The organism is Micromonospora sp. DSM 45708 (assembly GCF_039566955.1).
In the GTDB taxonomy this organism is placed as follows: domain Bacteria; phylum Actinomycetota; class Actinomycetes; order Mycobacteriales; family Micromonosporaceae; genus Micromonospora.
The window spans coordinates 809,895-833,854 of sequence record NZ_CP154796.1 but is presented as its reverse complement, the minus strand read 5'-3'; the positions used below and the strand labels follow the sequence as shown (position 1 = coordinate 833,854).

Annotated in this window: 30 protein-coding genes; 15 read left to right on the top strand and 15 right to left on the bottom strand. The window is 74.1% G+C overall.

Going from position 1 to position 23,960, the window contains the following annotated elements; all coding sequences use genetic code 11:
- Window positions 1-50 precede the first annotated feature (50 nt).
- Window positions 51-500 carry a hypothetical protein gene (locus VKK44_RS04055; protein ID WP_343445499.1) on the top strand — a complete coding sequence of 150 codons (450 nt, stop codon included), beginning with the start codon at window positions 51-53 and terminating at the stop codon, window positions 498-500.
- A 28-nt stretch (window positions 501-528) separates the two neighbouring features.
- On the opposite strand, the gene VKK44_RS04050 is transcribed toward VKK44_RS04055, so the two are convergent.
- Entirely contained in the window at window positions 529-1,113 is a 585-nt protein-coding gene (locus tag VKK44_RS04050; RefSeq protein ID WP_343445498.1) for a hypothetical protein, read from the bottom strand.
- Window positions 1,114-1,191: 78 nt separating this feature from the next.
- On the bottom strand, window positions 1,192-1,599 hold the full coding sequence (locus tag VKK44_RS04045) for a pyridoxamine 5'-phosphate oxidase family protein (RefSeq protein WP_343445497.1): 408 nt from the start codon (window positions 1,597-1,599) through the stop codon (window positions 1,192-1,194).
- A gap of 67 nt (window positions 1,600-1,666) precedes the next feature.
- Between VKK44_RS04045 and VKK44_RS04040 the strand changes: the two genes are divergently transcribed.
- The 5 genes from VKK44_RS04040 (at window position 1,667) to VKK44_RS04020 (ending at window position 6,566) form a co-directional block, all read left to right on the top strand.
- On the top strand, window positions 1,667-2,500 hold the full coding sequence (locus VKK44_RS04040) for an alpha/beta fold hydrolase (protein ID WP_343445496.1): 834 nt from the start codon (window positions 1,667-1,669) through the stop codon (window positions 2,498-2,500).
- A gap of 152 nt (window positions 2,501-2,652) precedes the next feature.
- Complete coding sequence (locus VKK44_RS04035; RefSeq protein WP_343445495.1) at window positions 2,653-3,831, top strand: sensor histidine kinase; 1,179 nt, start codon at window positions 2,653-2,655, stop codon at window positions 3,829-3,831.
- Window positions 3,821-5,065 carry a hypothetical protein gene (locus tag VKK44_RS04030; RefSeq protein ID WP_343445494.1) on the top strand — a complete coding sequence of 415 codons (1,245 nt, stop codon included), beginning with the start codon at window positions 3,821-3,823 and terminating at the stop codon, window positions 5,063-5,065. Before VKK44_RS04035 ends, VKK44_RS04030 begins: the two co-directional genes overlap by 11 nt.
- The gene (locus tag VKK44_RS04025) at window positions 5,035-5,751 is read left to right on the top strand and encodes a response regulator transcription factor (protein WP_343445493.1); all 717 of its coding nucleotides are present in this window, start codon (window positions 5,035-5,037) and stop codon (window positions 5,749-5,751) included. Before VKK44_RS04030 ends, VKK44_RS04025 begins: the two co-directional genes overlap by 31 nt.
- Before the next feature lie 74 nt (window positions 5,752-5,825).
- Entirely contained in the window at window positions 5,826-6,566 is a 741-nt protein-coding gene (locus VKK44_RS04020) for a hypothetical protein (RefSeq protein ID WP_343445492.1), read from the top strand.
- Window positions 6,567-7,202: 636 nt separating this feature from the next.
- On the opposite strand, the gene VKK44_RS04015 is transcribed toward VKK44_RS04020, so the two are convergent.
- The gene (locus tag VKK44_RS04015; RefSeq protein WP_343445491.1) at window positions 7,203-7,955 is read right to left on the bottom strand and encodes a lysophospholipid acyltransferase family protein; all 753 of its coding nucleotides are present in this window, start codon (window positions 7,953-7,955) and stop codon (window positions 7,203-7,205) included.
- 99 nt (window positions 7,956-8,054) lie between these two features.
- On the opposite strand from VKK44_RS04015, the gene VKK44_RS04010 reads away from it, so the two are divergent.
- Window positions 8,055-8,714, top strand: a complete 660-nt coding sequence (locus VKK44_RS04010; RefSeq protein WP_343445490.1) for an alpha/beta hydrolase — start codon at window positions 8,055-8,057, stop codon at window positions 8,712-8,714.
- A gap of 9 nt (window positions 8,715-8,723) precedes the next feature.
- Window positions 8,724-9,116: a VOC family protein gene (locus tag VKK44_RS04005; protein WP_343445489.1), complete on the top strand. Its 393-nt coding sequence runs from the start codon at window positions 8,724-8,726 to the stop codon at window positions 9,114-9,116.
- A gap of 7 nt (window positions 9,117-9,123) precedes the next feature.
- On the opposite strand, the gene VKK44_RS04000 is transcribed toward VKK44_RS04005, so the two are convergent.
- The 6 genes from VKK44_RS04000 to VKK44_RS03975 all read right to left on the bottom strand — a co-directional run bounded on the left by VKK44_RS04000 (window position 9,124) and on the right by VKK44_RS03975 (window position 15,971).
- Window positions 9,124-11,184, bottom strand: coding sequence for an amylo-alpha-1,6-glucosidase (locus VKK44_RS04000; protein WP_343445488.1), 2,061 nt, complete (start codon window positions 11,182-11,184; stop codon window positions 9,124-9,126).
- Window positions 11,184-11,555, bottom strand: coding sequence for an SCP2 sterol-binding domain-containing protein (locus VKK44_RS03995; protein ID WP_343445487.1), 372 nt, complete (start codon window positions 11,553-11,555; stop codon window positions 11,184-11,186). Before VKK44_RS03995 ends, VKK44_RS04000 begins: the two co-directional genes overlap by 1 nt.
- A 162-nt stretch (window positions 11,556-11,717) precedes the next feature.
- Window positions 11,718-12,134: a CBS domain-containing protein gene (locus VKK44_RS03990; RefSeq protein WP_343445486.1), complete on the bottom strand. Its 417-nt coding sequence runs from the start codon at window positions 12,132-12,134 to the stop codon at window positions 11,718-11,720.
- A gap of 82 nt (window positions 12,135-12,216) precedes the next feature.
- Window positions 12,217-13,239: an aspartate-semialdehyde dehydrogenase gene (locus VKK44_RS03985; protein ID WP_343445484.1), complete on the bottom strand. Its 1,023-nt coding sequence runs from the start codon at window positions 13,237-13,239 to the stop codon at window positions 12,217-12,219.
- 99 nt (window positions 13,240-13,338) lie between these two features.
- Entirely contained in the window at window positions 13,339-14,682 is a 1,344-nt protein-coding gene (locus tag VKK44_RS03980) for a M16 family metallopeptidase (RefSeq protein WP_343445483.1), read from the bottom strand.
- On the bottom strand, window positions 14,679-15,971 hold the full coding sequence (locus VKK44_RS03975) for a M16 family metallopeptidase (RefSeq protein WP_343445482.1): 1,293 nt from the start codon (window positions 15,969-15,971) through the stop codon (window positions 14,679-14,681). Before VKK44_RS03975 ends, VKK44_RS03980 begins: the two co-directional genes overlap by 4 nt.
- Before the next feature lie 82 nt (window positions 15,972-16,053).
- On the opposite strand from VKK44_RS03975, the gene VKK44_RS03970 reads away from it, so the two are divergent.
- Window positions 16,054-16,764, top strand: coding sequence for a phosphodiesterase (locus tag VKK44_RS03970; protein ID WP_343445481.1), 711 nt, complete (start codon window positions 16,054-16,056; stop codon window positions 16,762-16,764).
- On the opposite strand, the gene VKK44_RS03965 is transcribed toward VKK44_RS03970, so the two are convergent.
- Window positions 16,739-16,954, bottom strand: coding sequence for a hypothetical protein (locus VKK44_RS03965; protein ID WP_281937453.1), 216 nt, complete (start codon window positions 16,952-16,954; stop codon window positions 16,739-16,741). The genes VKK44_RS03970 and VKK44_RS03965 overlap by 26 nt on opposite strands.
- A 252-nt stretch (window positions 16,955-17,206) precedes the next feature.
- Between VKK44_RS03965 and VKK44_RS03960 the strand changes: the two genes are divergently transcribed.
- From VKK44_RS03960 to VKK44_RS03950, 3 genes are read left to right on the top strand one after another with little or no spacing between them, the layout of a single operon-like run.
- Window positions 17,207-18,304: a 3-deoxy-7-phosphoheptulonate synthase gene (locus VKK44_RS03960; RefSeq protein ID WP_343447652.1), complete on the top strand. Its 1,098-nt coding sequence runs from the start codon at window positions 17,207-17,209 to the stop codon at window positions 18,302-18,304.
- A gap of 40 nt (window positions 18,305-18,344) precedes the next feature.
- Window positions 18,345-18,578: a hypothetical protein gene (locus tag VKK44_RS03955; RefSeq protein WP_396860818.1), complete on the top strand. Its 234-nt coding sequence runs from the start codon at window positions 18,345-18,347 to the stop codon at window positions 18,576-18,578.
- Window positions 18,579-18,603: 25 nt separating this feature from the next.
- Window positions 18,604-18,813 (top strand): hypothetical protein, encoded by a 210-nt coding sequence (locus tag VKK44_RS03950; RefSeq protein WP_343445479.1) that lies wholly within the window; start codon window positions 18,604-18,606, stop codon window positions 18,811-18,813.
- 59 nt (window positions 18,814-18,872) lie between these two features.
- Here VKK44_RS03950 and VKK44_RS03945 read toward each other — a convergent pair whose 3' ends face one another.
- The 3 genes from VKK44_RS03945 to VKK44_RS03935 are packed head-to-tail and all read right to left on the bottom strand — an operon-like array spanning window position 18,873 to window position 20,061.
- A complete protein-coding gene (locus tag VKK44_RS03945) occupies window positions 18,873-19,433 on the bottom strand; it encodes a DUF1360 domain-containing protein (RefSeq protein WP_343445478.1) in 561 nt (186 codons plus the stop codon).
- Between the two features lie 11 nt (window positions 19,434-19,444).
- A complete protein-coding gene (locus VKK44_RS03940) occupies window positions 19,445-19,762 on the bottom strand; it encodes a hypothetical protein (RefSeq protein WP_343445477.1) in 318 nt (105 codons plus the stop codon).
- Window positions 19,762-20,061 carry a DUF6158 family protein gene (locus tag VKK44_RS03935; RefSeq protein ID WP_343445476.1) on the bottom strand — a complete coding sequence of 100 codons (300 nt, stop codon included), beginning with the start codon at window positions 20,059-20,061 and terminating at the stop codon, window positions 19,762-19,764. The genes VKK44_RS03940 and VKK44_RS03935 overlap by 1 nt, the downstream gene beginning before the upstream one ends.
- Before the next feature lie 122 nt (window positions 20,062-20,183).
- Between VKK44_RS03935 and VKK44_RS03930 the strand changes: the two genes are divergently transcribed.
- Together VKK44_RS03930 and VKK44_RS03925 are read left to right on the top strand one after the other, a co-directional pair.
- On the top strand, window positions 20,184-20,603 hold the full coding sequence (locus tag VKK44_RS03930; RefSeq protein ID WP_343445475.1) for a hypothetical protein: 420 nt from the start codon (window positions 20,184-20,186) through the stop codon (window positions 20,601-20,603).
- Between the two features lie 25 nt (window positions 20,604-20,628).
- On the top strand, window positions 20,629-20,958 hold the full coding sequence (locus VKK44_RS03925) for a DUF3817 domain-containing protein (protein ID WP_343445474.1): 330 nt from the start codon (window positions 20,629-20,631) through the stop codon (window positions 20,956-20,958).
- Window positions 20,959-20,965: 7 nt separating this feature from the next.
- Here VKK44_RS03925 and VKK44_RS03920 read toward each other — a convergent pair whose 3' ends face one another.
- Entirely contained in the window at window positions 20,966-21,463 is a 498-nt protein-coding gene (locus VKK44_RS03920) for a DUF6232 family protein (protein ID WP_343445473.1), read from the bottom strand.
- A 284-nt stretch (window positions 21,464-21,747) separates the two neighbouring features.
- Here VKK44_RS03920 and VKK44_RS03915 point away from each other — a divergent pair, with 284 nt between their 5' ends.
- Window positions 21,748-22,713, top strand: coding sequence for a C40 family peptidase (locus VKK44_RS03915; protein WP_343445472.1), 966 nt, complete (start codon window positions 21,748-21,750; stop codon window positions 22,711-22,713).
- 71 nt (window positions 22,714-22,784) lie between these two features.
- On the opposite strand, the gene VKK44_RS03910 is transcribed toward VKK44_RS03915, so the two are convergent.
- Window positions 22,785-23,774 carry a sigma-70 family RNA polymerase sigma factor gene (locus VKK44_RS03910; protein ID WP_343447651.1) on the bottom strand — a complete coding sequence of 330 codons (990 nt, stop codon included), beginning with the start codon at window positions 23,772-23,774 and terminating at the stop codon, window positions 22,785-22,787.
- Between the last annotated feature and the right edge of the window lie 186 nt (window positions 23,775-23,960).

Sequence of the window (23,960 nt, the reverse complement as noted above, 5' to 3'; positions counted from 1 at the left end):
CAGGATCCTCGGGGTCCGCGGGCGCGATCGTCTCGACCTATCATCGCCGCATGCGGAGCCGCACACGCAGGCACCTGCGTACGGTGCTGGGACTCGCGGTGGCCGGCGTGCTCGCCGTACCGCTCACCGTCCTCGGCGTCCATGTCACCCATCCTCGGGACGAGGACGGTTACCTGGCCCGCCTCCGGCAGTACGGCGACCGGCAGAGCGACGAGCCGCTTCGAACGCTGCCGCCGACCGCGGATCTGATCGCCGAGGGCGATGCGGCCTGCGGGTGGCTGCGCGAGCAGCCGTACGCGCTCTGGCGGCACGACCGACGGTACCGCGAGATGGTGGTCTACCAGCGCTATCTCGACCAGGTCGGCGACCGCGTGCCGAGGTGGGGCAGCGCGCTGCCGGATCTGGCCTCGGTGGCGGGCGCCGCCTGGAGCCACCTCTGCGCGGCGGACCGTGAGCTGCGGCAACCCCGCCGCAATCCCTTCGCCCCCAGGCCGGACTGACCGACGGCCGGCCCCGTTTCAGGACGGGTCAGGCACCCTTCGCCGGCACGCCGGCCTCCAGTTGACCGATCACCGGGCCGAGCAGTTCGTTGAGTTCCCGCGTCAGCACGACGACCGCCCGCCGGGCCGCGGACGCCACGGAATCCTCCGGGCCGTCGGGAGCGGGCGGCAGGTCCCCGAGCGGGATCGGCGCATCCACCTGCACCATGGCGCGCAGGTGCGGGCTGCGCGTCAGGTCCTGGTCGGTCGGCGTCGTGTACTGGCCGAACACCTGCGGCCAGTCCCGCCATCCCCGGTCGCGTTGCCACTGCCGGGTCCAGGTGAGTTCGGCCGGCCACCGGGAGACCACCGACACGGCACCGATCAGGCTGCCGTCCCACGGGCTCGGCGCGCAGGTCGCCGACACGATCCGCCGGTGCCAGCGGACGTAGCCGGGTGTCAGCCCGGTGGCGAGCCGCCAGGCCGTCGCGGCGAAGGCGACCGGCGCGATGTCACCCCACGTGGCGGCGAATTCATCGCTACGCCGGAGCACCTCGTTCTCGAAGCGACCGCGCCCGTCGGCACCGCGCTCCCGATCGAAGTTCTCGTCGAGCCAGAAGGCACGCTGTTCCACGGTCGTCCTCCCCGTCCGGACTCTCGTACCGGTCTACCACGACCGGCGCGCACATGAGATGCCCGCAGGTCCGAGGCGCTAGCGTGCGGTGCCGGCGAGCAGCCACCGCCGGACCGGGATCTCCAGCAGGACCCGTGCCCCGTCCGGCGTGACCGGTTTCCGGATGTCCCAGCCCGCGTACTTGTCGGCGAACGCTCGGACGACGGCGGGTGGGAAGACGCCGTGGTGCGACCGGGCGTCGCCCTCCGCGACGACCGGGGCGTCGCCGTTCTCCAGGGCCAGGGAGACGCGTGGGTCCGCCGCCACGTTGCGGGCCTTGACGCTGCCGGCCTCGCAACCGACCCACCAGACGCCGTCGGCGTGGACGAACCAGACCGGCGTCACGTGCGGGGAGCCGTCCGGACGCAGCGTGCACAGCCAGACGTTCCGCTCGCGGGCGAGTCGCGCCTCGACGTCGGACGGAAGAGATGCCGGCGGTGGGGCCATCCGGGAAGTTCACCACATCCGCATCCGCGCGGGTGGGAGTGTCGGCGGTCGACGCTAGGGTCCGCCCATGGTGACCGAGACGGATCTCCGCCTGCCCGACGGCCGCGCCCTGCACGTCTACGACACCGGCGGGGCGGGCCGCCTGCCCGTGTTCTGGCACCACGGCACGCCGAACGTCGGCACCCCGCCGGCCCCGCTGTTCGCCGCCGCCGACCGCCTCGGTCTGCGTTGGGTGTCGCACGACCGTCCCGGTTACGGCGGCTCCACGCCGCTGCCGGATCGCGACGTCGCGTCGGCGGCGGCCGACGTGACCGTGGTGGCCGACGCGTTGGGCCTGGACCGGTTCGCGGTGATGGGTCACTCCGGTGGCGGCCCGCACGCCCTGGCCTGCGCCGCGCTGCTGCCGGAGCGGGTGGTCGCGGTGGTGGTCGGCGCCGGGCTGGCGCCGTACGGCGCGGCCGGGCTGGACTGGTTCGCCGGCATGGCGCCGTCCGGGGCGGCGTCGCTGCGTGCCGCCGCCGCGGGACGGGCCGCCAAGGAGGCGCACGAGGCCGCCGACGAGTCGTACGATTTCGGGTTCACCGACACCGACCTGGCCGCGCTGCGCGCCGAGTGGTCCTGGTTCGACAGCGTGGTCGGCCCGGCGGTCGCGTCCGGCCCGGGCGGGCTGATCGACGACGATCTGGCGTACGTGCGGCCGTGGGGCTTCGATCCGGCCGACGTCGCGCCGCCGGTGCTGCTGCTGCACGGCGACCGCGACGGCATCGCGCCGGTGGCGCACGCCGAGTGGCTGGCCGGCCGCTGCCCGTCGGCCGAGCTGCGCCGTTTCCGCGAGGACGGGCACATCTCCGTGCTCCGGCACGCCGGGTCGGCCCTGGAGTGGCTGCGCCGGCACGACTGACCCGAAAACCGGACGGTTCAGCTCCGCTTTGCCGTTCACCGGCGACGCGCCGCACACCGAGGGTGACCGGTTCCGACAAAGCGTGTTATTCTCCGGCGTCAATCTATCCCGCGCGGACCCGGTCGGGTCGCTGCCGGAAGGACACCTCTCCGATGCCGGTGGCTGCCGCCACGACCCTCCCACGGTCCCCATTGGACTGTCCGGCCGGCGGCGCGTTCACGCTCATCTTCACCACGCTGCCGGCGCTGCTCCGGCTCACCTGCGGCCTGGTCGGCGCGGCGGTCGCCCTGTCGGTGCGGACGCCACCGGTGCGGGTGGCACTGCTGGTCCCGGCCGTCGTCGCGCTCACCGCGTGGTCCGGCTGGTACGCGGTCCGCGCGTTCCGGCACGGCGTCGGTGGCGCGTTGGCCGCCGGCGACGTGGCGCTGACCACCGCCACCGCGCTGGCCGTGCCGTGGCTGGTCGCACCGGAGGTGCTGCCCGGCGAGGCGAGCTGGGTCGCGGTGCTGGCCAGCACCACCGTGATCAACGCGCAGGCCACCGCGCCGGCCCGCTGGTCGGTGCCGGCCGGCCTGCTGGTCACCGCCGCCTACGCGACCGGCGCCACGCTGGCCGGGAACCCGGTCGAGGCACGCGCGCACACCGGCACGCTGCTGGTGCAGACCGGCTGCGCGGCGGTGATGACGGCGGTGATGCGCGGCTGGCTCGGCCGGGCCGACGTCGCGTTCGCCGGCTACCAGCGGCTGTCCCGCGAGGCGGTGGTGGCGCGCGCCGCCCGCGAGGCGGAGCGGCGGCACAACCGGGACCTGCACGACACCGTCCTCGGCACGCTGACCATGGTCGGGTTGGGCGCGGTCGGAGGCAGTTCCGTGGCGCTGCGCGAGCGGTGCGCGGCGGACCTGCGTACCCTCAGCGCCCTGGCCGGGGCGCGGACCGCGACGGCGGCCGGCGAGGCGGACCTCGACGAGCGGCTGCGCACGGTGCTGGCCGGGCTGCCGGAGCTGGCGGTGACCGCGACGCTGCCGCCGTGCCGGGTGCCGGCGGAGGTCGCCGCGGCGCTCGCCGACAGCGCCGCCGCCGCGCTGGCCAACGTGGCCCGGCACGCGCCGGGCGCGGCCACCACGCTGCGCCTGGCCCACCCGGGCGGCGCCGTGGTGGTCGAGGTGGTCGACGACGGTCCCGGCTTCGACCCGGCCACGGTCCCCGCCCACCGGTACGGGCTGCGCGAGTCGATCCACGGGCGGATGGCCACCGTGGACGGCCGGGCGGTGGTGACTACCGCCCCTGGCGCCGGCACCCGGGTGCGGCTGGAGTGGTCCGATGGCGACTGATTCGGGTACGGCGCTGACGAGCGTGCCGTCGGTGCACACCGGCCCGGCGGCGCTCACCGGTCCGACCACGGGAACCGGCCCGGCACCCCGGCCCTGGCACGTGGCACGCGGCGGGACGGCCGGGGCGCCGCCCCATGCGCACGCCGTGGCGGACGCGTCGGACCGGGGCGCCCGGCTCGTGGCGGTCGGCATCGCGTTTGCCTGGCACCTGGCGATCGGCCTGCCGGCGGTGCTGGAGGCGGGGTCCGGCATGGCCGCCCCGGCGGTGGTGGCGGCCGGCTGGCTGGTGACCGCGCTGGTCGGCGTCGCCACCGGCGTAAGCCTGCTCGGTGGCGGACTGCCCCCGGCCCGGCGGCTGACCGCGGTGCTGCTGGTGGTCGACGCGGCGGTCTTCGCGGCAGTCGGCGAGCGGTTCCTGTTCACCACCGCCAACTGGGTGTGGGGCGGGCTGGCCTGGTTCCTCCTGCTGGTGCTCTGGCAGCGGCCGGTGCGCTGGCTGCTGGCGCTGCTCGCCGCGCACGCGACGATCGCGCTGGTGGCGGTGGCGCTGCACGACGCGACCACGCCGGCCGACCTGAGCCGCTACGCGATGTACGTCTACGGCACCTCCACACTTCCGGTGGCGGTCTTCGCCGGCGCGGCGGCGCTCACCGCGCTGGCCCGGGACCGGGCCGGCACCGCCGCGGCGGCGTCGGCGGTGGCCGCCGAGCGGGAGGCGGCCGAACGGGCTCGGGGCGAGCGGCAGGCCCGGCTCGCCCTGGTCAGCGGCACCGCCGAGGAGGTGCTCGCGGCGCTGGCGACCGGCGACGCCGACCCGGCCGACCCGGCGGTACGCCGCCGCGCGGCGCTGGCCGCGGCCCGGCTGCGCCGGCTGATCGCCGAGTCCGACGACGTGCCCGACCCGCTGCTGCACGAGTTGCGGGCCGCCGCCGACCTGGCCGAGCGGAACGGTCTGCCGATCGAGCTGGTGGCGGTCGGCGCGCCGCCGGAACTGCCGGTCGACGTGCGTCGGGCCCTGGCCGACCCGCTCACGGCGGCGTTGACCGGTGCCCGTGGCTGGGCGCGGCTGACGGTGGTCGCCGGCCCGGACGAGGTGGTGGTCAGCCTGGTGACACCGGACCACGACGGTCCGGACGACCCGGTGCCGACCCCCGACGGGGACCGGTCGGTGGAGCACCTGCACGAACGGGACGGGGAGATCAGATGGACGCAGACCCGCTGGCGGCAGGCGTGAACGCCGGGCAGCCGGTCGGGGTGGCGATCGTCGACGACCATCCCGTGGTGATCGACGGCGTACGCGCCTGGCTGTCCACCGAGCCACGGCTGCGGGTGCTGGCGACCGGTGACGACCCCGACACGGTGCTACGGGCCGCGCCGCAGGCCGAGGTGGTGCTGCTCGACCTGCGGCTGCACGGGCGGATGGTGCTCGACAAGCTGGCCGAGCTGAGCGCCGCCGGGCGACGCGTGGTGGTCTACTCGGAGCACACCGACCCGCAGACCATGCTGGCCGCGCTGGACGCGGGCGCGGTCGCGTTCCTGGCCAAGCACGAGGGGCGGGAACACTGCGTGGCCACCGTGCTGGCGGCGGCGAGCGACCGCCCGTACGTGCCGCCGGCGCTGGCCGGCGCGATGGTCGCCGATGCCCGCCCGGACCGGCCGTCGCTCTCCGACAAGGAACGTGAGGCACTGCTGCTGTGGTTCCAGTCGATGTCGAAGGCGTCGGTGGCCCGCCGGATGCAGATCAGCGAGCACACCGTGAAGCAGTACGTGGACCGGGCCCGGATCAAGTACACCCGGGCCGGGCGTCCGGCGGCCACCAAGGCGGCCCTGCTCGCCCGCGCGATCGAGGACGGCCTCGTCCGACCGGAAGAGATCGGCATCTACCGGTCGCAGGCGTCGGCCGACCGGCCGACCCCCTAACGGGCGTCATGACAGCCGGCCCCGGAATCGGTCAGGCTCACCGGTACCGCCAACCGTCACCGGGAGGTCGTACCGTGCCGGAGGACGCCACACCCTTCTTCATCGGGCCACACCGGTTCGACACCGACGACGACCCGACCCGCCCCCTGCTCGACCGGCGCTACGCGCTGGTGCTCGATCCCGGTGAGCGGCTGCTCGCCCAGCACCGGCTGCCGGTCACCGGTCACCTGCTCGGCCCCACCGAGGACGTCCGCTGCTGGGCGCTGCCCGACGAGGCGTCGGTCACCGTGACCGACCGGCGGCTGGTGTACCTCTGCACCGGCTCCGAGCTGTCCCTGGTCCCCGGGCGGGACAGCCCGACCGGCGCCCGGCACCGGCGCCCGGTCCGGCTGTCCCGCCTGGTCAGCGGTCAGATCCGCTGGCAGTGGCCGTCCCGGCTGGAGCTGGTCGAAACCAACGGCGACACGGCGGAGCTGCGGGTGGTCTGCGACGCGCTGCGCACCATCCGGCAGCCGGCGCTGGCGCTCACCGGCCCGGTCCCCCTGGTCACCGCGCTGGCCCGGCAGGTACGCCGCGCGGTGGCCGGGTTCCGGCTGGCCCACCCCGATCTGGTTGACCTGTCCCCGCGGGAGCGGGACGCGCTCGCCACCCGGGTCGCCGCCTCCCCCGGCCCGACGCCGGGCGTGGTGACGCTGCCCGGCTCGCTGCCGGTGGAGTTCCTGTCCCGCGACGACTACTACCGTCAGCCGGCGGCCGAGGCGCTGGGGCCCCGGTTCGACTTCCTGGCCCGCGACCGACCCGGCTCCGCCTGCTGACGCCTCGCCGGTCGTCATGCCCGGACCCCGCGCGACGCCGCGCGGGGCCGCCTGGCGGACCGGCGGACCGGCGGACCGGCGGACCGGCGGACCGGCGGACCGGCGGACCGGCGGACCGGCGGGCTGCCCGCCCGATCCTTCGGTCGCCCCAATCGCCCGCCTGATCGCCCGATCGCCCAACCTGATCGCCCGATCGCCCGCCCGGCCGGCCGATCGGCCACTCGGTAGGCCCGACGCGGGCGCGGCTCATGTGTTCGGGGCGCCTACGAACTTGATGGCATGAATGACTCACCACGGGGAGCTCGTGCGTGAGGCCCGGAAGGCGAGCGACGCACGAAGCGGGGCCGGGAAGTCGAGCTGGGCCCGGCGTGCGGGCTCGTCCGCTCCGGCTCGCCCTGCGTCCGCCCTTACCGACCTCCGCGTGCCGTGACCCATTCACGCCATCAAGTTCGTAGGCGGCCGGGACTGCTCTCCCCCACCCGCACGGCAAGGCGTGACCCGGCCCTGCGCCGCACGGCAAGGCCTGGCCCGGCCCTGCACCGCACGGCAAGGCCTGGCCCGGCCCGCACGGCAAGGCGTGACCCGGCCCTGCACCGCACGGCAAGGCGCGACCCGGCCCGCCGGAGGCGGGGTCGGTCAGGAGGTGCTGCGGGAGCGGCGGTCCGAGCGGTCCAGCTCGACGGCCTGCTCCGGGGTGGGCGCGCCGCCGCCCAGGTGAGCCGGCTGCCACCAGGCGTCGTCCGGGCCGGCCGGCTGGTCCGGGTAGTCCCGCTGGGCCCGGTCGACAAGCGCCGACAGCCGGATGCGCAGGTCGGCGGTGAGGGCGGTGGCGTCCGGGTAGGCGGACGGGTCCATCGGCTCGCCGATCATGATGGTGATCGGGGTGTGCCGGCGGGTCAGGGTGCGCGGGCGACCCTTGGTCCAGAGCCGCTGGGTGCCCCAGAGCGCCACCGGCAGCAGCGGCACGCCGGCCTCCTGCGCCATCCGGGCCGCGCCGTTCTTGAGGTCCTTGACGGTGAAGGACCGGCTGATCGTCGCCTCCGGGAAGACGCCGACCACCTCGCCCCGGCGCAGCGCGCCGACCGCGGTGGCGTACGACCCGGCGCCGGCGGCGCGGTTGACCGGGATGTGCTTCATGCCGCGCATGAGCGGGCCGGAGACGCGGTGCCGGAAGACGCTCTCCTTGGCCATGAACCGGACCAGCCGGCGGGACCCGTGCGCGCCGTAGCCGCAGAAGATGAAGTCGAGGTAGCTCACGTGGTTGGACGCGAGCACCGCCCCGCCGGTACGCGGCACGTGCTGGCTGCCCGTCACGTCCAGGCGCAGGTCGAGAGCGCGGAACATCGTCTTGGCGGCGGTGATCACGGGCGGGTACACGAGTTCCGGCATCCGGTGACTTTACCCTGCGTAGGTTACCGGACCGTAGTGCCGCTCTGCCCTCGGCAGAGCCGGGTCGCGGAGCGCTCCGGCCGCGACCACGATGGTGGGATGACCGAACGCGGCGTACTGCTCTGGATCCACGGCGGCGGCTGGCGGGCCCGTTCCTCGGGGGACGGCGTGGCGCTGGCACCGCTCGGCCTGCGGGTGGTCGCCGCCGGCTACCGGTTCTCCCACGAGGCCCGCTGGCCGGCCCAGCTCGACGACGTACGCGCCGCCGCGCGGGCCGCCCGGGCCACCGCGGGCGGCCTGCCGCTGCTGGTCGGCGGCGACTCGGCCGGCGGGATGCTCGCCCTGCACCTGGCCCTGCGCGGGGTGGACCAGCCCGGTGACGTGACGGCCGCGCTGGCGTACTGGGCGCCCGTCGATCCGCTCGACGACGAGCAGCGGCGCCGCCGGCCCCCGGGTGACGACCCGTGGGCCGACCTGCTCGGGCACCCGCCGGCCGCCGGCGATCCGGCCACCGCCGACGCCACCGTCGCCAGTCACCTCGGCGCCGGCGTGCCGGTACTGCTGGTGCAGGGCCGCGACGACGTGCCGGTGCCGGCCGCGCAGGCGGTCGAGCTGGCCGGTCGGCTGCTCGCCGCCGGCCACCCGACGCACCTCTGGCTCACCCACGGTGGTCACGCGCTCGACCTGGCCCGCCCCGACCTGCGCGCGGTCACCGCCGCGTTCCTGGACAACGTCCTGCCGGCGGCCCGCGCCGACTAGGTTCGAGGCATGCCCGATCTCGCCGCGATCGTCATCCACTGCCGCGATCCGTACCTGCTCGCCCCGTTCTGGAGCGCGGTCAGCGGGCTGCCCGTGGTGGAGGCGGACCGGACGAAGCTCGCCGACCGCACGCTCGGGCCGGCCGAGGCGGTGCTGCTGCGCGACCCGCACGGGCGGCGGCCGGACCTGTGGATCAGCCCCGCCGGCGACCTGCCCACGCCCGGCCGGATCCACCTCGACCTGGTCGGCGACGCCGAGGAACGCGCCGCCGTGCTGGAGGCCGGCGCGACGGTGGTCCGCGAGCTGCCCCGGTGGACGGTGCTGGCCGATCCGGAGGGCAACGAGTTCTGCCTGCTGCCGCCGAACGAGGCGCACGCCGACGCACCGCCGGCCGGCCACTGAGCCGGGGTCAACCCGCCAGCTTGTCCAGGTCCAGCCGGCCGCGCGCGAACGCGTCCACCCGCCCCCAGCGGCCCGGGATGTCCAGCACCTCGATCCGCCCCATGCCCACCGGCAGCCGCGGGTCCACCGACAGGTGCCCCTCGTGCGGCTCCAGCCCCAGCATGGTCCGGATCAGCAGCAGCGGCGCGCCGGTCGACCACGCCTGCGGGCTGCACGCGGTCGGGTACTCCACCGGGAACTTCGTCAGCTCCCGCTGGTAGCCGCCGAACGCCTCCGGCAGCCGGCCGTCGAAATAGGTGGCCGCGTCCAGGATGCCGTTGGCCACCGTGGCCGCCTCGTCGGCGAAGCCGTACCGGCGCAGACCCCAGGCGACGAACGAGTTGTCGAACGGCCAGATCGTGCCGTTGTGGTAGCCGATCGGGTTGTAGCGGATCTCGCCCTCGGCCAGCGTCCGCACCCCCCAACCGGACCAGAGCCGCGGCCCGACCAGGTGCTCGGCGATCTGCGACGCCCGGTCGTCGTCGACGATGCCGCTCCACAGCAGATGACCGATGTTGGAGCTGAGCACGTCGCACTGCCGCCCCTCCGGGTCCAGGGCAAGCGCGTAGAAACCGCCGTCGGCGACCCACCAGTCGCGGTTGAACCGCGCCTTCAACTCCGCCGCCTCGCGTTCCAACTGATCGGCGTACGCGGGGTCGCCCCAGAACTCCCGGGCCAGGCGGGCGGCGCGCATCTTCGCGTCGTACGCGTACCCCTGCACCTCGCAGGTCGCCCGCGGGAACGGCGGCAACGTGCCGTCGGCGTACGAGATGGAGTCCCAGGAGTCCTTCCAGCACTGGTTCTCCAGGCCGGTGTCGGTGTTGCGCCGCTCGTACCAGACGTAGCCGTTGCCGGCCAGGTCGGCGTAGTCGTCGATCCACTTCAGCGCGGCGCGGCACTCCCGTTCCAGCTCCTTGACCAGCGCGACGTCCCCGCTCCACCGCTCGTACTCGTCGAGCAGCACCACGAACAGCGGGGTCGCGTCCACCGAGCCGTAGTAGGGCGAGTGCGGCTGCTCCTCGAACGCGGCGGTCTCGCCGTACCGCATCTCGTGCAGGATGCGGCCCGGGTCCTCGTCCCGGAAGTCGTCGAACCGCGTGCCCTGGAGCGCGCCGAGGATGCGCAGCGTGGTCTTGGACATCCCGGGCGCGAACGGCAGCACCTGGAGGCAGGTGAGGATGCTGTCCCGGCCGAACATGGTCATGAACCAGGGCAGGCCGGCGGCGGGCAGCGTCTGCCCACCGAGCGACAGCGGGGAGAAGCGCAGCGCGGCGAGGTCGACCAGGCTCCGCCGGTAGGTCGCGGCGACCCGGTCGTGCTCGCTGTTGACCTTGGGGGCCCGGTCGATCCACTCCTCCAGGTCGTGCTGGAGCGCGAGCCGCTCGTTGCCGTGCGCCCGCAGCCCGAGCCGCAGGTCCCGACCACCCGGGCCGATGGCGAACGTCTGCACGTCGATGAGGACGTCCCACTGCTCGTTGGGCTCCAGGTGGATGCTCCAGGAGACGCCCCGGTTGTCGTAGCGGGCCGGCTGGTTCGCGGAGATGACCGTCTCCCGCTTGAAGTTCCCCCGCCGGTAGCCCAGCCGCAGCCGGTCCGACTCCGCCTCGGCGTACAGTTCGCCCTTCTTGTTGAGGATCTCGTCCTTGACCTGGAAGAGGTCGGCGAAGTCGGCGCCGGCGTCCATCCGGATCTCCAGGTCGACCGCGTTCTCGTCGTGGTTGAGCACGCTCACCGTCTCCCGGAAGCTGCCGCCGACCACCCGCTCCCGGATGACCGACAGCTTCGCGTCGACGTAGTGCGTGGCCATCCCGGGCACCAGGAAGAAACGCGCCTCGTAGTACTGGAGGTCGTCGTAGGAGAGCGCGTTGAGCCGTTCGCCGTCGACCGTGAGCACCCATTTCGACAGGTAACGCGTGTCGAGGGAGAACAGGCCGGTCGGTTCCGTCGGCGTGGCCTCGATGTCACCGCTGTCCTCGGAGACCACGAACGTGTTGCCGTCCAGGATCCGGACGGTGCTGTTCCCGGCCATCAGGCGGCCCTCCTGAAGAATGCGTGGCGCGGCCCGCGGGAGTCCGGCGGGCCGGGGAAGACGCGCTCGACCTGCAACACGAGCCGCAGGTCGCCGACGACTGTCATGTCGCCGCGCAGCAGCGCCGCGATGGCGTTCTCCTCGCCGTCGACGAGCGCCCCGAAGAGCCGGGGCTCGGTGCCGACCACGGTGTCCGCCTCACCGTCCTCCTGCCGGACCCGCAGGTCGCCCCGGTCGATCTCCAGCAGCCAGTGCGTGGTCTGAGCGCCCTCGTGCAGGTCGAACCGGAGCGTGCCGGACGTCTTGACCAGCAGGGGCTCGAACCCCCGCCGGTCCAGGGCCTCGAAGAATCTCGTGGTCGTGTCCACCATCGAAGGTGACTCCTCCCGCGGTCAGCGGCCTCCTCGTCGACCGGACGGGTCCCCGCCGGAGCCCCGGGTCAACCTCGCCCGATTCGGGTGAGACGACCGCACCGGGGTACGCGGGAACGCCGGCCCCCGAACCGGGGGCCGGCGTTCACCGTGTCGGACAGGTCAGTTGTTGGCGTCGTCGGCGCTGATGTCCGCGAGCACCGACTGGGGTTCCCGCTCGACCGCCAGGTCACCCATCGACACCAGGCCGACCAGCTTCCCGTCCTCGATGACCGGGAGCCGGCGGACGGCGTACGTGCGCATCAGGTCGGCGGCGGCCACCGCGTCGTCGTACTGGCTCACCGTCACCACGTCCTTGCTGGTGATCTCGTTGAGCCGGGTGGTGGCGGGGTTCCGGTCCTCGGCCACGCCCCGGACCGTGATGTCCCGGTCCGTGACGATGCCGACCACGTTGTCGCCGTCGGTCACCACCACGTCGCCGATGGCGCTGTCGCGCATCTCCTGCGCCGCGGCGGTGAGCGTGTCGTTGCCGTCCATCGTCACCAACCGGGTCGTCATGAACTCTCCGACCGTTGTCATGGTGCTCCCCTCTCGGTGTCGGCACCGCGGTCTACCCGCCGCCGCAGGTGGGGTAACGCGGGCCGGACGGCCCCGAGCGGGGTCAGCGCTCGGCGGCGACCAGCTCGGCGAGCTGCACGGCGTTGAGCGCCGCGCCCTTGCGCAGGTTGTCGTTGGCGCAGAACAGCGCCAGCCCGTGCTCGACGGTCTCGTCGGCCCGGATCCGCCCGACGAACGTCGGGTCCTGGCCGGCCGCCTCCAGCGGGGTGGGCACGTCGCGCAGCGCCACCCCGGGTGCGCCGTCGAGCAGCTCGCGGGCCCGGGCCGGGTCGATCGGCCGGGCGAACCGGGCGTTGATCTGCAACGAGTGACCGGTGAACACGGGCACCCGTACGCAGGTGCCGGAGACCTTCAGCCCGGGGATCTCCAGGATCTTGCGGCTCTCGTTGCGCAGCTTCTGCTCCTCGTCGGTCTCGAACGAGCCGTCGTCGACGATCGAACCGGCGAGCGGGAGCACGTTGAAGGCGATCGGGCCGGCGAACGAGCGCGGTGCCGGAAACTCGACGGCCGCGCCGTCGAAGGCGAGCGCGCTCGCGCCCTCGGCCACCTTGCGGACCTGGTCGTCCAGCTCGGCCACACCGGCCAGGCCGGCGCCGGAAACCGCCTGGTAGGTGGCGACGACCAGGCTGACCAGCCCGGCCTCGGCGTGCAGCGGGCGCAGCACCGGCATGGCGGCCATCGTGGTGCAGTTCGGGTTGGCCACGATGCCCTTGGGCCGGTCGGCGAGGGCGTGCGGGTTGACCTCGGCGACCACCAGCGGCACCGCCGGGTCCATCCGGTACGCCGACGAGTTGTCGATCACCACGGCGCCGGCCTCGGCGACCCGGGGCGCCAGCTCCTTCGCGGTGGCCTTGCCGGCCGAGAAGAGCACGATGTCCAGGCCGCGGTAGTCCGCGGTGGCCGCGTCCTCGACAGTGACCTCGCCGTCACGCCACGGCAGGGCTCGCCCGGCCGACCGCGCCGAGGCGAACAACCGCACCTGCTCCGCCGGGAACTCGCGTTCCGCCAGCACCTGCCGCATCACGCCACCGACCTGGCCGGTGGCACCCACAATGCCGATCCTCATGACCGCGAGGCTACCCAGCCGGGCCGGCCGGACGGGAAGCGTTTCCCAGCGCGCGGGCCGGGGCGACGGGAATCACACCCGTTCCCGCCGCCCCACCGGTCACGCGTGGTCGACGACCTCCCCCAGGCCGGCGGCCACCAGCTCGTCCCGGATCACCGCCGCGTCCCCCTCGACGACAAGCGTCAACGCCTCCGGGTGCAGGTGCGTCGCGGCGGCTGCGGAGACCTCCTCGACGGTCGCCGCGAGCAGCGCCTCGCGCAGCGTGGCGTGGTAGTCGTCCGGCAGGTCGTGCACCACCAGCGTGGTCAGCGCCGACGCGATCGCCCGCGGGCTCTGCAACTCGACCGAGAGCTGCCCGGCCCGCCAGGAACGGGCCACCTCCAGCTCCTCCTCGGTCACCCCGGTCTCCCGGGTACGCGAGACCTCCCCCACGGACTCGACGAGCGCCGGCGCGGTCACCGCGGTCTGCACGCCGGAACTGACCGCGAACCGGCCGAACCGCCGCGACGAGGCGAAGTCGCCCCGGATGCCGTACGTGTAGCCGCGCACCTCGCGGATCAGGTGGTTGAGGCGGGAGGTGAACGCGCCGCCGAGCACGGTGCCGGCGAGCGTCATCGGCACGTGGTCGGGGTGGCCGCGGTGCGGGGACGGGTGGCCGAGCCGCAGCGTGGACTGCACCGAGCCGGGCCGGTCGACCAGGATGATCCGCCGCCGGTCGGCCGGCGGCACGTCGATCGGGCCGCCCCGGTCGACCGGGCCGCCGCCGGTGCCGACGAACGCCGCCGCGCCGAGCGCGTCCAGGTCGATCCGCTCCAGGTCCCCGGCGACGATCAGCGTGCCGGGGCGGATGAACCACTCGGAGTGGAAGACCGTGACGTCGTCCGACTCCAGCGCGGCCACGCTGTCCGGGTCGCCGTAGAGCGGGCGGCCCCACCGGTGCTCGGCGCCGAACAGGTCGGCGCGCAGCACGGCGTCGGCGCGCGGGCCCGGGTTGGCCCAGTCCATCCGCAGCGCGGTCGCCTCGTCGTCGCGGACCCGCAGCACGTCGGCCGGGTCGAGCCGCGGCGTGCGGACCGCCTCGGCCATCAGCTCCACCGCGGCGCGCAGCCGGTCCACCGGCACCTGCACGCTGACCTGGAAGGAGTCCCAGTCGAGCCCGGTGACCAGCTCGGTGCCGAGCGCCTCGATGGCCAGCGCGTACGCGGTGGCGTCCCGGTGCGCGGTGCCCTCCTCCAGCGCCTTGGCCAGCACCGCGCCGAGGCCCTCCTTGCCGACCGGTTCCCGGCCGGCGCCGCCGTCGAGCAGCAGCAACGCGACGGCGAGGTTCTGCCCGGGCAGGTGCGCGGCGACCACCTGACCGCCGGCCACCGTCCGCCGGACCACCTGGGGGAACCGGTAGGCGCGGGCGGCGCCCGGGCCGGGACGGGTGGCGATCAGCGTCATGAGGTCTCCTCGGGCAGGTAGGTCAGGATCACCCGGTCGGCGGCGCCGAGCAGCTCGGCGGCCTGCTCGGCGATCTGCTCGGCGGTGACGGCGAGCCAGCCGGGCAGCCGGTCCGCGGCCCGGGCCGGATCACCGAACTGGGTGGCGTAGCGGCCGAGCGTGTCGGCGCGGCCGTCCACGGTGGACATCTGCCGCCACCACGAGGTGCTCAGCAACGCCTTGGCCCGGTCCAGCTCGGCGGCGGTCACCGGCACGGTGGCCAGTTCGTCGACCACCTCGGCCAGCCCGTCGCGCAGCCGCTCGGCGGTCACCCCGGGACGCGCGGTGGCGGTGGCGATCAGCGGGGCCGGCGCGTGCGCCAGGTCGACCCCGTACGCCCCGACCAGGTCCGGCTGGGCGAGCCGCTCACCGTCGGCGAGCCGCTGGTAGAGCCGGCTGCCCCGGCCGCTGCCCAGCACGGTGGCGAGGACCGTGGTCACGTCGTACCCGGGGGCGCCGAACGGGTGGGTGCGGTGCGCGAGGTAGACGCGGGGGGCGGGCACGTCGGCGGTGACCGTCTCCACCGCCGGCCGGCCGGCGGTCGGCACCGTGCGGCCGTCCGGGGCGGCCGGGATGTCCGGGCGTGGCGTCAGGGCGCCGAAGTACTTGTCGGCCAGCGCGAACACCTCCGCGGCGGTGGTGTCGCCGACCACGGTGAGCACCGCGTTGTTCGGCGCGTAGTAGGTGGTGTGGAACGCCTGGAAGGTGGCCAGGTCGGCGGCGTTCAGGTCGGCCATCGACCCGATCGTGGCGTGGTGGTAGGGGTGGCCGGGCGGATAGAGCAGCGGCAGCAGCCGCAGCCAGGCGTCGCCGTAGGGGACGTTCTCGTAGCGCTGCCGCCGTTCGTTCTTGACCACGTCGCGCTGGTTGTCGAGCGTCTCCTGGGTCAGCGCCGGCACCAGGCCGCCCATCCGGTCGGCCTCCAGCCAGAGCGCCAGCTCCAGGTGCTCGGCCGGGACGGTCTCGAAGTAGTTGGTCCGGTCCGGGTTGGTGGTCGCGTTGAGCGAGCCGCCCGCGCCCTGGATCAGCTTCATGTGCTCGGTCTTCGCCACGTTCACCGAGCCCTCGAACATCAGGTGCTCGAAGAGGTGGGCGAAGCCGGTCTGGCCCGCCGGTTCGTGGCGGGACCCCACGTCGTACCAGAGGTTGACCGCCACGGCCGGGGCGGTGCGGTCCTCGCTCACCACCACACGCAGGCCGTTGTCCAGTCGGGTCGTCTCGATCGGCCAGGGGAAACCGCTGTCGGGCATGGCACGACGCTATCCGATCCGGTGGACGGAAAGGGGACTCGCGACCCGCGTCGTCGCCGCGCGGCGGGGTACCCAGGTCGGCATGACCTCCGCACCGTCCGCCGTCGAGCGGGTCGCCGCCGCGCTGGCCCGGCTCCGGCACGCCCGGTTGCTGCATCCCGCCGGCCGCGCGTTCGCCGCCGAGGTGATGATCTGGGGCACGTCCGGACCACCGACCGGGGTGCCGTTGCTGGACCTGCCCGGCCGGTGGCCGGCCACGGTCCGGCTCTCCAAGGGGACACCGACGCCGCCCGGCTGGCCGGACGTGCTGGGCGTGGCGGTCCGGCTGCACCGGGACCCGGAACCGCCCGTCGATCTGCTGGTCAGCTCCAGCGGCGCCGCGCCGGTGCTGCGGAACCTGCCGCTGCCCCGGCGGCGCTTCACCGGGACGTACACCTCGATCATGTCGTTCCGGGCCGGGGACCGGCGGCTGTTCCTGGCCGTGCTGGCCGACCCGGACTCACCCGACCTGGGTCGCACGCTGGCCGAGGCCGGCGCGGCGGTGGCCGGCGACGAGCCCCGGCTGGTGCTCGCGGTGGCCTCGGCGGTGGGTCCGTGGCGGCCGTTCGGCGAGGTGCGCCTGGGTGGCCGGCACGGCGACCCGGAGGACGCCGTGCCGGCCTTCGACCCGATCGGCAACGTGCCGGCGGGGCTGCGGCTGGCCGGCCCGCTGGCCCGGCTGCGGGACGCCAGTTACCGGGGGTCCCGCCGCGGCCGGGGCGCGGCGCTCAGTCGGGAGGCTCGACGGGGGTGACGGTCTCGGCGGAGGTGCGGTGTTCCAGCACCGTGTCCGGGGCGGCGTTCTGGTCCTCCTCCCGGAGATCCGATTCGGCGAGGATCGCGTCGGCCTGGGCCTGCGCGTCGTCGCTGCCCGCCGCCGCCTCCTCGGGCAGCAGGTGCGCGCGGGATTCGATCCGGTCCTGGTCGCTCTGATGGTGGCTCATGGCCTCTCCCATACCCCGCGTCCCGCTTGGCGGAACGGCGCGGGCATTCCCGGGCGCGTCGGGTAGGCTGGCCGACGTGACGCGGTCGTATCGATGGTTTAGGCAGCCGGCTGGAGGAGCCGGTGACTCGACCGTGAGCTGACGTCACTTCCTCTTCGAGCCGGCCGGGCAGGGATGATTCCCTGCCCTTTCGCATGCGAGCAGCCGGCTCGACACCCTGGGCGCCGGCCCCGGGGCGCGGTCGGCGGAAGGATTCCCACCGTGACCACGTCCCCGGACGCCCGCCGGGTCATCGACCAGCGGATCGACCGCGTCGTGCCGTTGACCACCCCGGCCCTGCTCCACCATCACCTGCCGCTCGACGCGCCCCTCGCCGAGGCCGTCATCGCCGGCCGACGCGCGGTCGCCCGGGTGCTGGACCGCGCCGACGACCGACTGCTGGTGGTGGTCGGCCCGTGCTCGGTGCACGACCCGGCCGCCGCGCTGGAGTACGCGGGACGGCTGCGTGAGGCGGCCGACCGGGTCGCCGACGACCTGCTCGTGGTGATGCGGGTCTACTTCGAGAAGCCGCGCTCGACCGTGGGCTGGAAGGGTCTGATCAACGACCCGGCGCTGGACGGTTCGGGCGACGTGAACACCGGTCTGCGGACCGCGCGGGCGCTCCTGCTCGACGTGCTGCGGCTGGGCCTGCCGGTGGGCTGCGAGTTCCTCGACCCGATCACCCCGCAGTACATCGCCGACACGGTGGCCTGGGGCGCGATCGGCGCCCGGACCGTGGAGAGCCAGGTGCACCGGCAGCTCGCCTCCGGCCTGTCCATGCCGATCGGCATGAAGAACCGTCCCGACGGCAGCATCGGCACGGCGGTCGACGCGATCCGGGCGGCCGGCGTACCGCACGTCTTCCCCGGCATCGACGTCTCCGGCATCCCGGCGATCATGCACACCCGGGGCAACGCGGACGGGCACCTGGTGCTGCGCGGCGGGGGCGGCCGGCCCAACTACGACGCGGAGTCGGTGGCCGGGGCGCTGGACCTGCTGCGCGCCGCCGGCCTGCCCGAACGCGTGGTGATCGACGCCAGCCACGCGAACAGCGGCAAGGACCACCGCAACCAGCCGCTGGTCGCCGCGGACGTGGCCGGGCAGCTCGCCGCCGGGCAGCGCGGCATCGTGGGGATCATGTTGGAGAGCTTCCTGCGCGCCGGCCGGCAGGACCTGGACCCGACGCGGGAGCTGGAGTACGGCCGATCGATCACCGACGCCTGCATCGGCTGGGACACCACCGACGAGGTGCTCGACCACCTGGCCCAGGCGGTCCGCGCCCGTCGCGCCGCGCTGCCCACCCCCGCCTGAGCTCCGTTGGGCGGCGTTTGACCGGTTCGGGGCCGGGTAGGTGGTCGGCGTGACCGATGACGCGCCCGTGACCGAGCAGCCGGACACCAGGCCGCTCGACGACCTGCTCGACGACCTCTACCACGGCCAGGAGCGGATCAGTCAGACCGACATCTACCGCCGCGCGGTGACCGCCGAGCTTCCGGCGGAGCTGCTCACCCGGATCGCCGCGCTCCCGCAGGGCGAGTACGCGGTGGACGAGGTGGCGGACCTGCTGGGCGGCACGGTCGCCTGAGCCCCCGCCGACGAGAGGACCCGACATGACCGACCGCGAACCCGAGCACGAGCACCAGGCGGCGCTCGGCCAGCCCCCGGAGGGCGTGGACACGCTGCCGGAGCCGGACTTCGCCAACGAGCACGACCGCACCGCGGTGGATCGGGACATCGTCACCGGGGAGGACGAGCGGGAGCGGGAGCCGGAGACGTCGCGCGGCTGGGCCGGCGAGGACCACGGCACCACCCCCACCTGATCTCGGGGCACCACGACGACGGGGCCGGCGCGCACGCGCCGGCCCCGTCGCTGTCGTGCTCAGTCCCGGTGGTGTCCGCCCTCGGCGGCCCGCTGGGCGACCGCGTACCCCATCTGGAGGAAGTCGGAGGCGGCGACCGCGGTCAGCGCGGTGGCCACCAGCCGGGTCAGCCGGGGGGCCAGCACCAGGCCGCCGGTGAGGCCGGTGGCCACCCACACCGCCAGGCAGAACGGGCAGCTCACCAGTTCGCCGAGCGCGTGCCGGGTGGGACTGCCCTCGTCCCGGACGTGCTCCATCACCTCGCCGCTGCCGATCGGGTGGTCGTAGCGGGTGAACGGCGCCCGCAGCGGACTGGTGATGGCGTCCTTGGACAGCAGCCGGCTCAGCTTGTGCGTGGCGATCGAGAGCAGCACCACGTCGCCGGGCGTGGGCCGCTCCGGCACCGGCCGGCCGGTGGCCCGGACCAGCCCGACCAGCACCCCGGTCACGCCGGCGTAGGTGCCCATCGCCTTCAGGTAGCCCTCCAGCGGTCGGTGCTCGTGCGGCGCGTACGCCTGGCGCAGGCGTGCCACCTTCTGCTTCAGGCCACTCCCGGTCAACCCGGCCTCCCTCGTCGTCATGGCGGCCGGGCTCAACCGGCGGTCAGGTTCTCGGCCACCTCGCGGTCGAGGTTGGCCAGGATCTCGTCGGCCAGGCCGTGGTCCGGGCCGGCCAGGTCCAGCCGGACGCGGGCGCCGCCGGCATCGGCCGGTTCCACGTCGATCTCCGCGGACCAGTCGGCGCTGCTCCACCGCGCCCGCATGTCGTCGGCGTCGAGCACCTCCACCCGGCAGGCGCCGGAGCCGCGCAGCTCGTCGGGGAGCCAGGCGGCGGACCGGTCCGGGTCGGTGGCGGTGTTGAACACCACCTCGGGCGGTGCGGACATGCCGCGCTCGGCGTGGCTGGCCATCAGGCGTCCCGCAGCCGGTGCGGGTCGATCTCCCGGCCCGGGTGCCGGGCCAGGTACTCGGTCTCCAGCTCGGCGGTGCGGCGCAGGTGGTTGGCGAGCGCGGAGTCGGTGGCGTGCCGCAGCGTGTCCAGCCGGGTCCGGTGCAGGCTGCGCACCTCCCGGATCAGGTCCTCGTCGCTCAGCTCGGCGGGATCCACCCCGGGCACGTCGTCGTCGTTGGCTGTGGTCCGGGGGTGGTCACCGTCCCACTCGGTGACGCGCTGTTCCGGGCTGGCGTCCCGGCGTACCGATTCGGTCATCGTCGCCCCCTCGTCTCGTTCGGGCTGGCGACTAGACGGATGCCCAACCGCTGTGTCACCAAACCCACGCCACCTACGACGCCGCGTCGGAGACGGCCACCGGCCCCGGTACCCTCGACGACATGCAGCGGCTCCGGACACCGGCGTGGATCGCCCGCCACGTGGCCATGGTCGTGCTGGTGGTGGGGTTCCTCGGGCTGGGCTGGTGGCAGGTCACCCGCGCCGCCGGGGGCAACGCGTTGAGCTTCGGTTACGCGATCGAGTGGCCGGTCTTCGCCGGCTTCGTGGTCTTCGTCTGGTGGCGCGAGGTGCGGCAGGCGCTGCGGGCCGCGCCCGGTGCGCCGGCGGAGGACGCGCCGTCGGCGACCGCCGGCGACGAGCCGGTCGCGGCGACCCCGGCGGTACGCCGGCCGGTGCGCGTCGCCCGGGTGCCGTCGACCCCGACCGAGGGGGCGGACGACGGCGAGCTGGCCGCGTACAACCGCTACCTTTCCTGGTTGAACGCCAATCCGGGCGCCCGGCCCGGCGACTATCCCGGTTGAGGCCGGTACGGAAGGACGGACGACGGTGGGCGGAGCCCTTACCCGGTACCGCGTGATCGCCTGGATCGTGGGCGTGGCGCTGGTGGTGCTGGTCCTGATCGGCATGCCGCTGAAGTACGGCTTCGACAACCCGAGCGTGGTGGCCGTGGTCGGGGTCGCGCACGGCTGGCTCTACATGCTCTACCTGGCGCTGACGTTCGACCTGTCCCGCCGGGCCGACTGGCCGCTGAAGCGGATGCTGCTGGTGATGCTGGCCGGCACCGTGCCGTTCGTCTCGTTCTACGCGGAGCGGCGGGTGAGTCACTGGGTGGCCGCCGAGCGCCGGGCGCGCACCCCGGAGCCGGTCGCCGGCTGATCGGGGCTCAGCGCGCCGGCCGCCACGGGCCGGTGCCCGGCGGGTCGGTCCGGTTCCGCTCCCGGGCCTGGCGCAGCGCGTCGGCGACCTGCTCGAACTGCCGTTCGTCGTCGCTGCTGAACAGCAGTTCCTCGGTGCCCCGGAGGCGGCCCCACAGCTCGTACGCCGGGGGCCGCCAGCGGTCGCCGACGAGCACGAGCAGCAGCGGCAGCAGCCCCACCGCGCCGAGCGTGAGGTACGCCCCGGCGGTGAGCCGTTGCAGGCCGCCGGTGAAGCCGAGCAGCAGTCCGGCCGACGCGATGAGCGCGGCGGTGACGGCGACCGCCCGGAGGGCGAGCCGGTCGTGCGGTCCGCGGGCGGTCCGGAGCTGGGTGATCTCGGCGACCGGCCAGCTGGTGCGGCCGACGGTGAAGCGCTCGGCGGTGACGACGATGCCGGGCCGGGCGTACAGCAGGCCGGGTGCGGTCGCGCGGGGTGGTGGGGTGGCGGAGCGGTCGGTCTGCACGGTGGCCTCCCGGGGCAGGGATCCCGCGATGGGATTCCCGGATCCGCGTCCCATTGTGTGACGCATTAGCCATGCCGGAAACGGTCACCGATCGTGAACGTCATCATTGTCACTTTCCGACACTTTGCCAACTTTCGCCCCTGCTTGAACTCCCGTTCACTCCAATCACGGGTTAGGTTGTCCAGGTCGGTCCGGTCGACCGCCATCCGCCCGGATGGCGCCGGTCCGGCGTCGACGGGTCGTCCAGACGCGGCCCGCCGACCGTGGAGAGGAGCTTTCCGCTCTTGTCGTCCTTACGGATGCTGCTCCGCTCGCTGGCGGTGGCCGGCCTGTCGGCCGCGCTGCTCGCCCCGGCGTCGGTGGCTCGGGCCGAGCCCACCCCCGCCGAGCTGACGAAGCAGATCGAGAAGTCCTCGACTGAGCTGGAGCGAATCGTCGAGTCCTACAACAAGCTCAACGAAGACATCAAGGCCAACAAGGCCGTGGCCGCCACGTTGGAGGCCAGGATCGGCCCGTTGCAGGAACAGGCCGAGCGGAGTCGCGCCGACGTGGGCGTGCTGGCCGCCACGGCGTACAAGACCGGTGGCATGCGCACCGCGGCGGCGCTGCTGGAGCCGGGCGGCACCGCCGCGCTGCCGGAACGGCTGGGCACGCTCGACCAGCTCACCCGCCAGCGGCAGCGCACCATCACCGGCTTCACCGCCGACCAGCGCCGGCTGATCGACCAGAAGACCAAGCTGGACGTCACGCTGGCCCGGGAGGCGGCGCAGGCCAAGCAGCTCGCCGCCGGCAAGAAGCGGATCGAGGCGGACCTGTCCCGCCTCTACGAGATGCGCCGCCAGGCATACGGACGGGCCACCGAGGCGCCGGCCAGGGCGAGTTCGGCGGGTACGCCGCCGGCCGTCTCCGGCAAGGCCGGAGTGGCGGTGCGGTACGCCTACGGCGCGGTCGGCAAGCCGTACGGGTGGGGCGCCGAAGGCCCCGGCAGCTACGACTGCTCGGGCCTGACGCTGGCCGCCTGGCGGGCCGCCGGGAAGTCGCTGCCGCACAACGCGGCGGCCCAGTGGAGCGCCACGACCCGGATCAGCCGCAGCGCGCTGCAACCGGGTGACCTGGTGTTCTACTCCGGGCTCGGGCACGTCGCGCTCTATGTCGGCGGGGGCCAGATCATCGACGCGCCCAGCGCAGGCCGCAACGTCAGCAAGCGCGGCATGAACATCATGTCGATCGCCGGCTACGGCCGGGTCTGATCGTCGACAGCGAAACGGCCGGCGTCCCCCTGTCGGACGCCGGCCGTTTCGTCGTTTCCATTACTACCAGGTCAGGCCGCCTGCAACCCCTCGGCGCGGGCCAGCTCGCGGAGCCGGCCGAGGGCCTGGATCTCGAGCTGGCGGATCCGCTCGCGGGAGAGCGAGAACCGGGAGGCGACCTCGGTCAGCGAGTGCTCCCGCCCGTCCTCCAGGCCGTAGCGGGCCCGCATGATGCCGGCCGACCGGTCGTCGAGGTGGTTGAGCAGCCCCTCGATCCGCTGCCGCTCCAGGCCGGTGAGCACGATCTCCTCCGGCGACGGGGCGTCGCTGTCGGCGACCAGGTCACCGAGGTTGGTGTCACCGTCGTCGCCCACCGGGGTGTCCAGCGAGACGGTGTCCTGCGACCAGCGGACCAGCTCGTTGACCCGCTCGACGGTGACGCCGAGCGAGGCCGCGATCTGCTCGGGCTCCGGGTCGCTGCCCAGCTCGCGGGTGAGCTGCCGGGCCACGTTGCGCATCCGGTTGACGTCCTCCACCAGGTGCACGGGCAGCCGTACGGTCCGCTCCTGCTGGGCGATCGCCCGGCTGATGGCCTGCCGGATCCACCAGGTCGCGTAGGTGGAGAACTTGAAGCCCCGCTCGTAGTCGAACTTCTCGACCGCCCGGACCAGGCCGGTGTTGCCCTCCTGGATCAGGTCCAGCATGGGCATGCCGGAGCGCACGTAGCGTCGGGCGATGGAGACGACCAGCCGCAGGTTCGCGCGGATGAACAGGTCCTTCGCCCGCTCGCCGTCGGCGACCACGCGCTCCAGCTCCTCCCGGGTGGCCCCGTCGGGGATCCGGTCGGAGTCGAGCAGGTGCTCGGCGTAGAGGCCGGCCTCGATCGACTTGGAGAGGTCCACCTCCCGGGCGGCGTCCAGCAGCGGCGTCCGGGAGATCTCGTGCAGGTAGACGCCGACCAGGTCCCGCTCCTCGGCGACCTCGTCGGTACGCATGCCGATGTTCTTGTCCACGATTGCCACGGTCCCCTCGCTCGCGCCGGTTGCCCGGTTCCTTGCCATCCCCACGTTCATCAGCCCTCCCCGTAACCTCCGCTGTGCCCGTAGGTGCTGACACCTACACAACAGATGAGACGTGTCGGGGATTCCATGTCGTGAGTCGAAACTGTCACGAATGCCTGAGTGCTACCTGAGAGCCCGGTCCATGTTTCCTGTCAGGACCCCTGCCCGGGCGGGCCGCGGACCCCC

Bases quoted from the DNA above. Each gene is read 5' to 3' on its own strand.
- VKK44_RS04055 (WP_343445499.1), top strand. From the start codon at position 51: ATGCGGAGCCGCACACGCAGGCACCTGCGTACGGTGCTGGGACTCGCG.
- VKK44_RS04045 (WP_343445497.1), bottom strand. From the start codon at position 1,599: ATGGCCCCACCGCCGGCATCTCTTCCGTCCGACGTCGAGGCGCGACTC.
- VKK44_RS04040 (WP_343445496.1), top strand. From the start codon at position 1,667: ATGGTGACCGAGACGGATCTCCGCCTGCCCGACGGCCGCGCCCTGCAC.
- VKK44_RS04035 (WP_343445495.1), top strand. From the start codon at position 2,653: ATGCCGGTGGCTGCCGCCACGACCCTCCCACGGTCCCCATTGGACTGT.
- VKK44_RS04030 (WP_343445494.1), top strand. From the start codon at position 3,821: ATGGCGACTGATTCGGGTACGGCGCTGACGAGCGTGCCGTCGGTGCAC.
- VKK44_RS04025 (WP_343445493.1), top strand. From the start codon at position 5,035: ATGGACGCAGACCCGCTGGCGGCAGGCGTGAACGCCGGGCAGCCGGTC.
- VKK44_RS04015 (WP_343445491.1), bottom strand. From the start codon at position 7,955: ATGCCGGAACTCGTGTACCCGCCCGTGATCACCGCCGCCAAGACGATG.
- VKK44_RS04010 (WP_343445490.1), top strand. From the start codon at position 8,055: ATGACCGAACGCGGCGTACTGCTCTGGATCCACGGCGGCGGCTGGCGG.
- VKK44_RS04005 (WP_343445489.1), top strand. From the start codon at position 8,724: ATGCCCGATCTCGCCGCGATCGTCATCCACTGCCGCGATCCGTACCTG.
- VKK44_RS04000 (WP_343445488.1), bottom strand. From the start codon at position 11,184: ATGGCCGGGAACAGCACCGTCCGGATCCTGGACGGCAACACGTTCGTG.
- VKK44_RS03995 (WP_343445487.1), bottom strand. From the start codon at position 11,555: ATGGTGGACACGACCACGAGATTCTTCGAGGCCCTGGACCGGCGGGGG.
- VKK44_RS03990 (WP_343445486.1), bottom strand. From the start codon at position 12,134: ATGACAACGGTCGGAGAGTTCATGACGACCCGGTTGGTGACGATGGAC.
- VKK44_RS03985 (WP_343445484.1), bottom strand. From the start codon at position 13,239: ATGAGGATCGGCATTGTGGGTGCCACCGGCCAGGTCGGTGGCGTGATG.
- VKK44_RS03980 (WP_343445483.1), bottom strand. From the start codon at position 14,682: ATGACGCTGATCGCCACCCGTCCCGGCCCGGGCGCCGCCCGCGCCTAC.
- VKK44_RS03975 (WP_343445482.1), bottom strand. From the start codon at position 15,971: ATGCCCGACAGCGGTTTCCCCTGGCCGATCGAGACGACCCGACTGGAC.
- VKK44_RS03970 (WP_343445481.1), top strand. From the start codon at position 16,054: ATGACCTCCGCACCGTCCGCCGTCGAGCGGGTCGCCGCCGCGCTGGCC.
- VKK44_RS03965 (WP_281937453.1), bottom strand. From the start codon at position 16,954: ATGAGCCACCATCAGAGCGACCAGGACCGGATCGAATCCCGCGCGCAC.
- VKK44_RS03950 (WP_343445479.1), top strand. From the start codon at position 18,604: ATGACCGACCGCGAACCCGAGCACGAGCACCAGGCGGCGCTCGGCCAG.
- VKK44_RS03945 (WP_343445478.1), bottom strand. From the start codon at position 19,433: ATGACGACGAGGGAGGCCGGGTTGACCGGGAGTGGCCTGAAGCAGAAG.
- VKK44_RS03940 (WP_343445477.1), bottom strand. From the start codon at position 19,762: ATGGCCAGCCACGCCGAGCGCGGCATGTCCGCACCGCCCGAGGTGGTG.
- VKK44_RS03935 (WP_343445476.1), bottom strand. From the start codon at position 20,061: ATGACCGAATCGGTACGCCGGGACGCCAGCCCGGAACAGCGCGTCACC.
- VKK44_RS03930 (WP_343445475.1), top strand. From the start codon at position 20,184: ATGCAGCGGCTCCGGACACCGGCGTGGATCGCCCGCCACGTGGCCATG.
- VKK44_RS03910 (WP_343447651.1), bottom strand. From the start codon at position 23,774: ATGGCAAGGAACCGGGCAACCGGCGCGAGCGAGGGGACCGTGGCAATC.